The organism is Anabaena sp. 54, assembly GCF_017355725.1.
In the GTDB taxonomy this organism is placed as follows: Bacteria; Cyanobacteriota; Cyanobacteriia; order Cyanobacteriales; family Nostocaceae; genus Dolichospermum; species Dolichospermum heterosporum.
This window is the reverse complement of sequence record NZ_JAAVWA010000030.1, coordinates 15240-29316: the sequence shown is the minus strand read 5'-3', so window position 1 is coordinate 29316 and position 14077 is coordinate 15240. Positions and strand designations below refer to the sequence as shown.

The 14077-nt window shown below is 34.7% G+C and carries 11 protein-coding genes; all 11 read left to right on the top strand.

Features of this window, described 5'->3' with window-relative positions:
* Positions 1-11 precede the first annotated feature (11 nt).
* The 11 genes from HEQ36_RS20845 to HEQ36_RS20795 all read left to right on the top strand — a co-directional run bounded on the left by HEQ36_RS20845 (position 12) and on the right by HEQ36_RS20795 (position 14073).
* The gene (locus HEQ36_RS20845; protein ID WP_168636074.1) at positions 12-1274 is read left to right on the top strand and encodes an ATP-binding protein; all 1263 of its coding nucleotides are present in this window, start codon (positions 12-14) and stop codon (positions 1272-1274) included.
* Between the two features lie 86 nt (positions 1275-1360).
* The gene (locus HEQ36_RS20840; RefSeq protein ID WP_290708384.1) at positions 1361-4504 is read left to right on the top strand and encodes an ABC transporter substrate-binding protein; all 3144 of its coding nucleotides are present in this window, start codon (positions 1361-1363) and stop codon (positions 4502-4504) included.
* Between the two features lie 42 nt (positions 4505-4546).
* Positions 4547-7234 carry an ABC transporter substrate-binding protein gene (locus HEQ36_RS20835; protein WP_168636076.1) on the top strand — a complete coding sequence of 896 codons (2688 nt, stop codon included), beginning with the start codon at positions 4547-4549 and terminating at the stop codon, positions 7232-7234.
* Positions 7235-7257: 23 nt separating this feature from the next.
* Positions 7258-7515 carry a MoaD/ThiS family protein gene (locus HEQ36_RS20830; RefSeq protein ID WP_168636077.1) on the top strand — a complete coding sequence of 86 codons (258 nt, stop codon included), beginning with the start codon at positions 7258-7260 and terminating at the stop codon, positions 7513-7515.
* 37 nt (positions 7516-7552) lie between these two features.
* Positions 7553-7960: a hypothetical protein gene (locus HEQ36_RS20825; RefSeq protein WP_168636078.1), complete on the top strand. Its 408-nt coding sequence runs from the start codon at positions 7553-7555 to the stop codon at positions 7958-7960.
* 997 nt (positions 7961-8957) lie between these two features.
* The gene (locus HEQ36_RS20820) at positions 8958-9263 is read left to right on the top strand and encodes a hypothetical protein (protein WP_027400932.1); all 306 of its coding nucleotides are present in this window, start codon (positions 8958-8960) and stop codon (positions 9261-9263) included.
* Between the two features lie 182 nt (positions 9264-9445).
* Positions 9446-9937, top strand: coding sequence for a hypothetical protein (locus HEQ36_RS20815; RefSeq protein WP_168636079.1), 492 nt, complete (start codon positions 9446-9448; stop codon positions 9935-9937).
* A 614-nt stretch (positions 9938-10551) separates the two neighbouring features.
* A complete protein-coding gene (locus HEQ36_RS20810) occupies positions 10552-11115 on the top strand; it encodes a hypothetical protein (RefSeq protein ID WP_168636080.1) in 564 nt (187 codons plus the stop codon).
* 15 nt (positions 11116-11130) lie between these two features.
* Positions 11131-11970: a hypothetical protein gene (locus HEQ36_RS20805; RefSeq protein WP_168636081.1), complete on the top strand. Its 840-nt coding sequence runs from the start codon at positions 11131-11133 to the stop codon at positions 11968-11970.
* 30 nt (positions 11971-12000) lie between these two features.
* Positions 12001-13035: a hypothetical protein gene (locus HEQ36_RS20800; protein WP_168636082.1), complete on the top strand. Its 1035-nt coding sequence runs from the start codon at positions 12001-12003 to the stop codon at positions 13033-13035.
* A 9-nt stretch (positions 13036-13044) separates the two neighbouring features.
* A complete protein-coding gene (locus HEQ36_RS20795) occupies positions 13045-14073 on the top strand; it encodes a MoxR family ATPase (protein ID WP_168636083.1) in 1029 nt (342 codons plus the stop codon).
* Positions 14074-14077: the final 4 nt, after the last annotated feature.

Sequence of the window (14077 nt, the reverse complement as noted above, 5' to 3'; positions counted from 1 at the left end):
TCAAATTCACCATGGCCAATCCCTTTTTTCCAGGTAAACCAGTTCTCCCAGAAAGTTTTGTGGGCCGGACATCAGAAATTAACTATGCTTTTGACCAAATCCATAACCGCAGCCATTTCGCCATTTGGGGTGGGCCAGGAATGGGTAAGTCTTCATTCTTGCAGAAATTAGCTTCTGAGCAAACATGGCGAGAATATGGATTAGATCCATCTCAAGGTATCGCTGTCATAGTCAATTGTCAAAATATCATTCCCTTCACTCCTGCTGGTTTTTGGCGAGAAGCTTTAAGTTTGCTGCATGATAAATTAGACAGTGAACCACAACTACAAGCTGAAATCAAGCCATTACTTGAAAAACCGGCGACAAATGATAGTCTGCGCCAAGCATTACGGAGATTGGGTAAAAAAGATAAGTTTTTAGTATTGTTGGTAGATGATTTTGATGCAGCTTTAGTGAGCAATGATCAATATCAAGAAGCTGAAATGGAAACATTTTTAGCTCAGTGTCGTAATTTGGCGGTTCATGCGGAAGAAGGTCAATACCTCTCAATGATTGTGGCTTCACTCCAACGCCTCAGTGAATTAGGTCCCAAGCTTAACCCCAATGCTTCTCCTTGGTACAATCACTATCTGTTTCAATCGCTGAAATTGTTTCCTACCAAGGATTTAGTTCAACTATTAAATATTATTAGACCACCCACATTACGGGGTGAAATCATGAATATTACTGGTGGACATCCAAGGTTAGTCCAAACTGCTGGGTTTTTCTTATATCGAGAGCTACAGCCTGGGATTAATCCCGATATTAAATCATTTGCTGAAAATTTTGAAAGAGATACTCAACAGATTTTCAAAACAATTTGGCATAGATGCAATCCTAAAGAACAGGTGTTGTTAATGCTGATAGCCTTGTTAGATATGGAAGGTCATATAGGGGAACTAAACTTTAAATTAAAAGGCATTGGCCGCATTTTTACACAACATGAACGATCTTTAAGAAAGTTGGAAGAACAGGGTGTAATTACTTCCAATTCTCTAGAACCAGAAAAGTTTTACTCTTTCACTTCATCACTTATGAAAAAATGGGTAATTCAGGAGATTTTGCAGACTCCAGAACAATCAATCAGAGATAGAGAAAAAGAATTTATGAATCTGATTAGTCATGGACAAGTAAACCAAGTTAAAGAAGTAGTTACTTGGTTAGGTAACAATCCAAATAAAGTAAAATCTTTCCTAGATTGGATTACAAAGGTAGTACCAGTATTTCCTGGATAGACATTTGAATAGAGAAGTTCTTTTGGACTTCTCTACTAAGTTTATAGACCATGATTGATCTGAAATTAACAAGGAGCAGATAAAATATGCCTTTCCCTCCAAATCCTTACATACCAGGTGGTCGAATTACAGATACAAATAAATTTTTTGGACGCGAAGAATTTTTTAATGACATTAATTATTATCTTAAAACCGACAATGTAAAACTAATTTTATTACATGGTCAAAGACGGATTGGCAAATCATCTGTAATTGCACAAATTCCTGGAAAATTAGGTACAGATGAATTTGTTTTTATCAGTTTCGATTTTCAAGGTACAGTAAACTCGTCTCATCAAGAAATTATACATTCAATTGCAATTGGAATTATAGAGAAACTAGAAACATTAGAAACAAACGAGGAAATTTTAACCCATTTAGCAGAGAATATTCTTACCAATATTGAGATTTTTTCTCGTGAATTTCTACCGACAGTTTATCAACAATTAGGTAATAAGAAATTGGTTTTACTATGGGATGAATTTGATGTTTTGACTGAAAGAGATACTGAATCAGATACAGATAGTAATAATTTTTGTGATTATATTCTACAGCTACAGACAAGAGATCAGAAATTATTTATTATCCCAGTAGTAGGAAGACATATATCAAAGTTACCAAAATTAGTTTCTTCATTACGAGAAGCACTAAATATAGAAATTGGTTTGTTAAAGAAAGAGGATACTCAAAAGTTAATTATTCAACCTGATAAGAATGTTTTAAACTATGAAGAAGAAGCAATAGAAGCAATTTTCCAATTATCCGCAGGACATCCTTATGTTACCCAGTGTATATGTTCTGCCATTTATAATCTAGCACGCGATCGCTATAATCAAACAAATGTGCTTCCCCAGAGTATAAATGGTCATCATGTTGAAAGTATCGTAGATAAAGCAATTGAATTAGCTGAAGGTGGTTTAGATTGGTTCTGGGGGGGATTAACTACTGAGCAGCAAGTTATTTTTGCAGCAGCAGCAGAGGCTCAAAATATAGCTATTCAAGAAAATGAACCTCCCCAGACTCCACTAATGTTATTAAGAAGCCATGGAATAGCAACAGAATATTTGAATACAGCAAACCAACAATTACATGAATATGATTTTTTAGATAATAACAGGGTTAAGGTAGAATTTGTCCGTCGTTGGTTGGTGAAAAGTCATCAGCTAAAAGAGGAAATTAGCCATTTAGAGACAGTTGAACAAGAAAATGTTAATAAGCTCTTGTCAGTAGCAGATGATTTGCGAGAACATGATGATACACGGGCAGTGCAAACTTATGAACTGGCTTTAAAGCTTAATCCTAATAACTTTAAAACTGTAACATCTTTGGCTGAAGAATATTTAAAGATTGAAGAACTTAATAAAGCCTGTGAACTTTACGAACGAGCCTATCAATTCTATTCTTTTATCGGAAATATAAATAAACAAGAGTCTGTTTTACAGCCTTTATTAACTGTAGCTGAAAAATACTCAAAGTCCGAAAATTTTGAGCAAGCCTTGGAAATTTACAGACTAGCTGACGAAATTGATAGAGAAAGTAGCAAAGATGGTTTTTTACAGACAATAGAAAATTATGTCCATAAATTGATACTTGCAAGAGAATGGATTAAAGCAACAGAACAATGTCAATCAGGGTTAGAAATTGATCCAAACAGAATATTATTTAAACAAAGATTAAAAGAAATTGAAGCCCGTGAGTCTAACACTAATCTTAACGTTGCAGCTAAACCTTTAAATAAAAAACCTTCTACAATCATGCTCAAATGGCTCAACCGTAGTTCAATATTAATAGCATCTTTAGGATTAGCTGGAATTGTAGTTATTGGTGTAGGTATTTCTCAAAGTTTGAGAACTTGTCCACCAGGTGAAAGAAAGGAATTAGGTGTTTTTTGTGTGGTAGATAATAGTAGAATTAGTCGAGGTAATAGCACTTTCTTCCCTGAGATTAATAATATCCCTCGTGACAAAGGTATTCAAGCCTTCAAACAAGGTGATTATCAACTAGCAGCTAATCTATTTCAACAAGCTGTCAAAGCTAATCAAAATGACCCAGAAGTGCTTATTTATTATAATAATGCCCTAGCTCGTCAACAAGGTTCTCCCTTTACCTTCGCAGTAGTTGTACCATTAGACAACAACACAACTACTGATACTGCTAAAGAAATATTACGTGGAGTAGCTCAAGCACAAAATCAATTTAATCAAAATAAAGGGTTAAATGGCAGATTAGTAGAAATTGTGATTGCTAATGATAGCAATAAAGAAAAAGCTAAAGAAGTAGCACAAGAACTCATCAAAGATTCTTCAATACTGGGAGTAGTTGGACATAAATCTAGTGATGCTACCCAGGCAGCATTACCAGAATATGCAAAAGCCAAATTAGCGGTTATTTCCCCCACTAGCACCAGTATTTTCCTAAATAATCCAGTTTTCTTCAGAGCAGTTTATTCTGATGAAAGTGCGGGTAAAAAACTTGCTGAATATACTTATAAAGGTCTCAAATTAAAAAAAGCAGTAATCTTTGCCAACCCAACTAATACATATAGTAACAGCCTCAGAGAGATATTTACAAATCAGTTTGAAAAATTAGGAGGTGAGGTGGTTCATAAACCCCTAATTGATTTAACTGCTGCTACATTTGATCCAGAGAAAGAAGTTGCTAAAAGCGTCTACGGTGACAAGGCGGAAGCAGCATTGTTGTTGCCAGACACACAAAGTGTTGAGATTGCTTTCAAGATTGCTAAGGAAATTACCAAAAGAAACGAAACACTCAAAACTCAAAATCCACCAAGACCAGAATTAAAAATGTTAGGTGGAGATACTCTTTATCAGGGTGCAACTTTAATCAGCGACAGGAAAAATGTAGAGGGTTTAATCATTGCAGTACCCTGGTTTAGAGAAACACCACAAGCTCAACTTTTTGCCAAAAAAGCAGATAAGCAATGGGGAGGAGGTATTAGTTGGCGAACTGCAACTAGCTTTGATGCAACTTGGATGTTGATTAAGGCTTTATCTAATAATCCATCTCGTAGTACAGTATTAGGAGGACTAGAAAATGTCAGTCTTTCTGCCAATGAAACATCAGGCTATCCTCTCAAGTTTACACCACAAAGGGAGCGTCAAGGTGAGTCTATTCTTGTCGAGATTAAAGGAGGTAAATTTGAACAAATTGATCCACCAGCAAAACCGTGATCTCACAGATGCAATTAAAACGTTTGGAGGTACTATGAGGATATGATTACTTCTTTTAAGTCTCAAAGAAACCCTTATGTTATTGGTCGTCCTATTGACCAACAGTTGTTTTTTGGGCGAGAAAGCCTATTTTTGACTATTCAAGATCATATTCAACATAATAGCAACATTATCTTGTTATATGGTCAGCGCCGCATTGGTAAGTCATCTGTCATTAGAAACATTCCTCATGGATTGAATGATTTACATGAGTTTGTTTTTGTGACATTTAATTTAGAACATTATAGCCAAAAGTCCCTAAGTGAAATTTTGGCGGATTTAGCTCAAGAGATACTTCATGATCTTTCGTTGGACGATGAAAATATTAAACTACCGGAAATTACAGAGTTAGAATTAGATTCTGGAATTTTTTCTCATCAATTCTTACCGCAAGTATATCAATTATTAGAAAATAAGAATTTGGTATTGGTAGTTGATGAATTTGATGCCTTAATGAATAGTAATAATCCAGAATTATTAGAACAAGTTTATAAATATTTATCTTCTCTTACCAATAGTCATAAAAAATTATTTCTAATTTTATTAATAGAACAAAGATCAGTAAATAACCACAGAATAATTAAGATATTTAAGGATGTACCTGTTCGAGAAATTGGGTTATTAAATGAAGAAAGTACAACAAATTTAATTATTAAGCCAGCAGAAAATATTCTTGAATATGAAGAAGATGCGATAAAAGCAATTTTTGATCTATCCGCAGGACACCCTTATTTTACTCAAGCGATATGTTTTACTATTTTTGGGAGAGCGAGAGAGGAGGATAAATGGACAGTTAGTAGTGAAGATGTAAAACTCATTATTAACAAAGCAATTGAGTTAGCTGAGGCTGGTTTAACATGGTTTTGGGACGGCTTTTCGATTTTAGAAAAAGTTGTGTTTGCAGCAATAGCAGAAGCGCAAGAAGATTCAGATAATTATGTTAGATTAATAAAAAGATTTAGACCTGACACAGAAGATAAATTAATTATAGAAACGAATCAACTTCTGAGAAGTAATGGATTTTTAGATGAAATAGAGGAAAGGGTTAAAATAGAATTTGTCCGGCTCTGGATTATACAACGTCACCCACTAAAAGAAGAAATTCATGAGTTAGATAAAATTGAGCAAAAAAAAAATCCTAGTAGTATAATTTTGTATTCAAAGGACAATGCAAGCACTATTGAGAGTGACGTTATAAATAATAGTAGTATTGATATTAATTTACATCAACTAAGTGAACATCAACCAAGTAAAGTTAATGTTCCAGATATTCGTACAAAATCCAATTTGATTATTTTAACTGCAATAGCATCTGCTGTTTTTATTATTTCTAGTATTATAGTGGCTAGTATTGCTCGCGGATCTAAATGTGAACCAGGTGAAAGAAAGCAATTAGGTGTTTTTTGTGTAGCAGATAATAGTAGAATTAGTCGAGGTAATAGCACTTTCTTCCCTGAGATTAATAATATCCCGCGTGACAAAGGCATTCAAGCCTTCCAACAAGGTAATTATCCAGAAGCAACTAAATTCTTTGAACAAGCTAAAAAAGCTAATCCCTATGACCCAGAAGTGCTAATTTATTATAATAATTCTCTAGCACGTCAAAAAGGTTCTCCTCTAACATTAGCAGTAGTTGTACCAGTAGACAAAAGCACCATTACTACTCAAGAAGTATTACGTGGAGTAGCTCAAGCACAAAACCAATTTAATCAAAACAAGGGTTTAAATAGCAGATTACTCGAAATTGTAATTGCTAATGATAGCAACACAGAAAAAGCCAAAGAAGTAGCTCAAGAACTCATCAAAGATTCTTCAATACTGGGAGTCATTGGACATATTTCTAGTGATGCTACCAATATGGCATTACGAGAATATGAAAAAGCCAAATTAGCAGTTATTTCCCCTACTAGCACTAGCATTTTATTGAACAATCCAGTTTTCTTCAGAGCAGTTTCTTCTGATGAAAGTGCCGGTAAAAAACTTGCTGAATATACTTATAAAAGTCTGAAATTAAAAAAAGCAGTAATTTTTGGAAATCCAACTAACTCATATAGTAATAGTATCAGAGAGATATTTACGAATCAGTTTGAAAAACTAGGAGGTGAGGTAGTTCGTAAACCTTTAATTGATTTAACTTCTCCTACATTTGATGCAGAAAAAGAAGTTGCTAAAAGTGTCTATGGTGATCATGCAGAAGCAGTAATGTTATTTTCTAATACGCAAAAGCTTGATATTACTCTCAAGATTGCTCAAGAAATTACCAAAAGAAACGAAATACTCAAAACTCAAAATCCACCAAGACGAGAATTAAAAATGTTAGCTGGAGATACTCTTTATAATAATGAAACGTTAACCAGCGGTAGGAAGAATGTAGAGGGTTTAATAATTGCAGTACCCTGGTTTAGAGAAACATCACAAGCTCAATCCTTTGCCAAAAAAGCAGATAAGCAGTGGGGAGGAGCTATTAGTTGGCGAACTGCAACTAGCTTTGATGCAACTCAGGCTTTGATTAAAGCTTTATCTAATAATCCATCTCGTAGTACAGTATTAAGAGGGCTGGAAAATGTCAGTCTTTCTGCTAATGAAACATCGGGTTATCCTCTTAAGTTTACACCAGAAAGGGAGCGTGAAGGTCAATCTATTCTTTTACAAATTAAACAAGGTCAGTTTACAATGATTCCCAATAATTAAATTAGGTTGTATACAAAAATTATATGTCCCAATCTATCGCTGTCACCGTTAAGTTATTTGCTGTTTATCAAGAAGCTTTTGATGTGTCCGAACTAGTGTTAGATTTTCCTGATGGTACACCAGTTCAAGCTGTGTGCGATCGCCTAATTTCCGAACACCCAAAATTAAGCAAATGGCGAGAAATAACCCGCTTTGGCGTGAATTTACAATTTGTTGCACCAGATACTATTCTCCAAAATGGTGATGAGGTGGTTTTAATTCCCCCAGTCAATGGTGGTTAATGAGGATATATTCCAATACATTAAAAAGAAATTAAAGATGATTAAGTTAATTTTTACAACAATTTTCATAGTTTTCCTCACAGCTTGTACTAGTATTGCCTTATCACCAACACCGGAATTAGTGCAAAAAGCGATCGCCCTGCAACTAGAACAAACCCAACAGCAACTTAACCAACAGCTAGATTTAAACTTCCAACAATTTAATATTCAGCGTATATATATTACTCAACAACAACCCCTCACCATTGAAAACTTACCAGCTTATCGGGTACAGGGAAATTACGACTTTACCGTGAAACTACCAAAACGCAGTTTTAAACAACTTGAAAAACCCTTTGAAGTTTATCTACAAATTCAAAAAGAAGGTAAAAGTTGGCGGTTATTAATACCAGAAAAAAACCATCAAGATCCTCAATCCAAATGGCAGAGTTACTTAATTCTTTAATGGGATGTTTGACACTCCCCGGTCTAAGAGGGTGTTTGAAAAGTCATGATTGCCGTATCAAATGTTTTACCCCTCCTTAAGAGGGTGTTTGAAAAGTTATGGTTGATGTATCAAATATTTTTTACCCCACCCTAACCCTCCCCTTGTAAAGGGGAGGGAACTGGATTTTTATTGTTTCCCCCCTTTACAAGGGGGGACTAAGGGGGGTAGCAATGTGATGAAAATTACGGAATACCACTTTTCAAACATCCTCTAACCCTCCCCTTGTGAAGGGGAGGAAACCAGATTTTTCTTGTTTCCCCCCTTGACAAGGGGAAAGGGGGGTAAAAATGTGATGAAAATTATGGGATACCGATACCACTTTTAAAACATCCTCTAAAGACACGGGGATTCTTGGTTCAACAAGACCACTCAAAACGGCTGGATTGTTTGATTCTAAACGTAGGGGTAAAGCAAGAGCTTCATTGGTGTCAACTTAAGTTAGAAATGGCTTATCTGTTTGCTGCCACACCCGCCCTGAAATTCATTTCAGGGCTAATAGCCAAAGTTTACTAAAGTAAACTGAGGATTTAGACAATTCTTAGTCATCTTCAGATGACTTTTGCTATTAGACTGGGAATTCATTCCCAGGCGGGCTATGGGTTTTACGTTAAGTTGACACATATCAGCACTGCTAAACCCCTACACATCTGGGTTCTTTGTCATCTAGTAAAAGTTTAAATCTCACCCGTGTTTAGTATAAAAAAGATAAAATAATTTTATAACTTGAGATAACCTCTTTGTACCAAAATAAATGTACATTAGCTGATATAATCAAGATTCTAACCGCACAAAAAAATCTATCAATCTCAGATTCAACCTGTGATATATGCTGGTTTAGGGTTAGACTCTAAATATATAGGAAAAAAATACTTCTTTCCTTAATTATTGTAAAATTCACTTAACAAACAAAGATTCAGTTTGAACAAGTGTCATCTCATACAAAGGAGAAATAAAAATGACAGAAAATAATCAGGATAATATCAGTAATACTGAAGAAAGTTCTCAGGGAACAATCATAGTGGCTGGAATGCGTCCCATTACCACTGGCACTTTACAAGTAGTTGATACCTTCAACTCCATGGGAATTCGTCCCATAGGTGCAAACACATTTCAAGTAGTTGACAGTATTAACTTGTCTGGTATTCGTCCCATTGCTTCTAGCACCTTGGTAGTTGCTGACAACTATTCCGTTTTCGGAAATCGGCCAATAGCACCGAACACCTTCGATGACTCCGAGCTTTTGATGGGTTTTCTAGACTAATTACATTCTCAATATTGTCATCATATCAAATTCAACCTGGTTTTATTAATAAACTAGGTTGTTTTATTAAAAAAATTATCAGAAGATCCCCGACTTCTTTTATTTATTATGTCCGCAAATTATAAATTAATGTCAGAAGTCGGGGATCTTATCACTGATATTAAAAAAGGAGTAGTTTAATTATGGCAAAATCTCCAATTTTATCAACATCTTTAAACTTTCAAGAAAATTACCCATGTCCAGTATGTCGCGTGGGTAAAATTTCGCAAATGTTGATGATGGAAGCTATGTGTTGTGATTTCTGCAATGAGATTTTTACATTTAATTTAGAATTACAACAAATTAAAATGCCTTCTAGAGAACCGCCTTTAGTTTGGAGTTGGAATGGATTGAGGTGGACGCAAGCACGATTAGGAACTGTGGAATTAGGTTGGGGTTATGGTTTATCTGCAATTGCTTTTATTCTTTTACCAACTACCTTAATAGGGGTGACAGCATATTATTTTCCTCCTCATTCTCATGTTCCCCTGTCATGGATTCCATTTGTTTGGACAATGCTAACTTTTTTGTCACACTTAGGAATTATTATTTGGATTTTTATTGAAGTTTATCAGATTCCCATTATCGCATATTTGCGAGCCATTACCCGGTGGCAAAATAGGCTGATTAGATAAATTTTACCAATTTCGAGCATTATACTGAAAACGGTTTATAGTTTAACCAAATATGGGCGTTGCTGATTAAGAGTATGATTTTATTATGCCTACGGCACGCTGCGCGAACACGCAGAGGCGCTCCAGTCGCAGAGAGTAAGTAATTGGACAAAAATATTTACAGTCATTGCGAGCGAAGGGAAGCAATCACAACCCTTGCGATTGCTTCATTTCACTTCGTTCCAAATGGCTAACGCCACGCAATGCTTACGCAATGACATTGTGTAATTAATTCTGTCTCACTACTTAGGAATTATTGCTTGTGTGAAAGACACTGCTTGAGTTAAGAATTGTTTAGAACTAGCAATACTTTGTTGTACAGTTGGTAGTATGCCGTATAGTTACGGAATTTAAGCTGTCAACGAGCAAACCACAAATTGCCATCTGATTATCTCCATCTGTCTCTACTGCAAGAACTCATGTTGAGCTAACTGGCACGTCGAAAACTGATGTGGTTGTGAGTGCAATTAGTCAGTATCTTGGCTGTACTGACAATGTACCATTGAATCAAAGGATGGCTGAGTTGGAAAAAAGGCTCAGGGAATTAGAATCTAAATTTGACGAGAGGTGTTTTTATGGATGATGTTTCTTCTAAGCTCATAGCAATTTCCCAAAATGTGAATGACTGGCTGAAGTTTGCAGAGGCTAAGAATGGTATTCTTTTGGCTTTTTCTGGCGCTGCGATTACTGCTACTATAACCATTTTATCCACAGCACAAAGTCTGCCTAATTCATTAAAAATTGGGTTATTATTAACAACAATTATTCTTTGTATTTGTGCTTTAGCTTGCTCCTTATCTTTTTTACCTAGAACCAATTTAGAGCGTGTTTTAGGGTTGCGACGTAACTTAAATAATACTAATCCAGATAAAGATAATTTATGGTTTTTCGGACATTTGCATAAATATAAGCCAATTGAATTGTTAGAGGCACTGAATAAGCATTATTTTGACAGTAAATTAAATAATATACCTTACAAAAAAGAATATCAAGATATTGCTGCACAAATAACTGTGAATGCTGAAATTACTTTTCTGAAATTTCGGATTTTTACCTATGCACTATATTTTTTGATTGCTTCTATTTTGGTAATTCCCTGTTCTGTTTTGTTTAGTTTGGTTATTTATCGTCATTTATAATCACTGAGGTATTTTATGTCATCTTCAGCTACTAAGATTAAATTAACTGTAGTTCAACTTGATTTAGTTAAATCTTCAACTTTTACCTCTGGTATAGAGAAAAAAGGAGGAGTAGATTTAACAAAATATTTTCTAGAAAATATTAAAGGCTTTGTTCAAAGTGCTTTTAATTCAGTAGTTAAGCACCCTGATGAAGCAGAAGAGATTCAATCCTGTGGTGGAGAGGCTTATCGTATTTCATTGAAAGATGTAAATAATGCGTATCAATTTGTGGAAAAATTTTGTGCGTTGGTTAAAGAAAATGATGATCAAGAACCCAACAAAGATAAATTAATATTTAGGATTGGAGCAGCAACAGGTACTATTAATTTTGATCCTTCTGGTTTAGGTCTTGATAGAATAACAGGACACCATGTATTAGTAACCGTTTCCCGACTTTTTACAGCAAATCCTCCTGGTTATTTTTACGTTGATCAAGAGACTTTTAATAATTTTGATGAAAATATCAAACAGAAATTTGAGAATGAATCAGTTTTAGTTCCAGGTAAAGAACATGAAGATAAGATTATCGCTTATCGTTGTCAGATGTTTATAAATACCTCTTTACCTACCTCTGAACCAATAACAATACAAGAAATTTATGAATTGTTTAAAAAAATAAATCAGCAAGCTCAGATTACAAGAGTCGCGCAATTCATAGGAATGCCGAATGATTTGCGTCCTTCAACTTCCATGCCATTATATGAGGCGAAAACTGCTATTGTAAATTGGGCAGAAGGAGATGAGAAAGGAGAGGAATACAGATCACAAAGATTAAATAAACTCAAAAATATGATAAAAGATATTATCAAATGATTCTTGTTATAGTTATTACTAATAATGGAAATGATATCAGAAATTTATGAATTGTTTAAAAAAATAAACCAGCAAGCTCAGATTACAAGAGTCGCGCAATTCATGGAAATGCCGAATGATTTGCGTCCTTCAACTTCCATGCAATTATATGAGGCGAAAACCGCTATTGTAGATTGGGCTGAAGGATCTGAAAATGGGCAGGAGTACAGATTACAAAGATTAAATAAACTCAAAAATGCAATAGAAAATGTAATCGGGGAAAAAAATTTACCCTCAAATAATTCATTAGAACAATCAGTTGAAGATAAATGTGCAAACCTGTTACTTTCCTTGAATTGTTATGAACAGGTAGACAGTTTTTGTAACGTCCTAAATTCCCAATCAGGAGGAGCATTTCTTATTCAAGCGAATCAGGAGGAAATTCAACGTTGGTTAGTTAAACGGCTAGTTAATTCTCATTCAAAATTTACCACAGCCAAAAAATTCTTTATTAAAACTCAAAAACATAATATGCGATATGATTTTAATAATTTTTGGACAGAATTCAACTCTATATGCGAAAATCCAAATCGTAAATCTGTAATCAATGGATTAACAAATTTATGTCAAACTCAATCTATTATTATTACTATATATGACCTTCGTTTATTAACAGAAACAAACAAGAGGTCTTTTTATGATTTCTGGCGGGAGTTGTGGATAAGTGTTCATTCATTAAAACAGCGATATTTTCTTGTTTTATTGCTGGTAGAAGAACATAACTATAATTGTAGTCTATTAAGTCCATTTCAGTTTGTGAGTCCAAGTAATGAAAGTAAGGATCAGCAAAATATTTTACTACCACCTCTAGAAAAAATTTCACAAGATCATGTTAGAATGTGGTTAAAAAGAGAAGAGGTTCGTTCACAAATAAATTCAATATATGCCGCCAATGAAGAGTATTTAAATTATCTTGATTATCACGTTCAATGGGAACAAAATGAGCCTATAGAAATGCTTGAAGCAATTTGTAAGAAAGCGTTTAATATGAAAAATGGTATTGTAACGATTGAACACTATCTATAATGTAGAAGTATGAATGACAAACTAGAGTATCAAGAAAAAGATAAACAGGACTACCAACCTCCTCAAAGCGGGGCTAAAGACCTAAAGGAACGAGAGTATTTTCCCTATCTACCTAGCCCTGATTTAATAGAAGCAGTTAATTTAGCGATCGCACTGGAGCGGCCATTGTTATTAGAGGGAGAACCCGGTTGCGGTAAAACCCGCCTAGCTGGAGCAGTTGCTTATGAGTTTACTAAGAAGTATCTGCAAAACGATAAAAATGAACAGGGTGAAGAAAAATGGTGGGATTATTATATTTGGAATATTAAATCCACAACCCGCGCCCGTGATGGATTGTATAGTTATGATGCGATCGCTAGATTACGAGATGCTCAATTAATGGGAACTAACCCCCAGCAATTACAAGACTTTTTGGGATTTTCGGAGGCTGGAAAATTAAAAAAAAGATTGTATAATAACAAAAAATATCGAGAATTTGCAGCATTAGGTCAGTCATTGCAAGAACATTCTCATCGTCCTATTTTGTTGATTGATGAAATTGACAAAGCGGATAGTGATTTCGCTAATGATTTATTACTTGAGTTAGAAGAATTACGTTTTGAAATCCCTGAAACTAGAGAATCGTTTCCTACACCCAAGAATAAGCCAATTATTTTTATTACCAGTAATCGAGAGAAACCATTGCCAGAACCTTTTCTCCGTCGGTGTTTGTATTTCTTTGTGGATTTTCCCAAACAAGAGCAATTAAAGAATATTATTAACCAACGATTTGGAGAATTGGCAGAAAATCAAAAATTATTAGTAGCAAGAGCAATAGAACGCTTTTATGATATTCGCAGCAAGATAGAAAATGTTCCGGGAAGTAGACCACCGGGGACAAGTGAATTTATAGAATTTCTTACTGCTCTTTTAAATCGAGAAGATATTGAGAAAGCATTAAAGGATTTAGAAGATTTATCTAACCGATTACCTTTACTGGGAATACTTCTGAAGACAAAACAGGATCAGGAATTGTACTCAGAAAATAAAAGACGTTGAACGT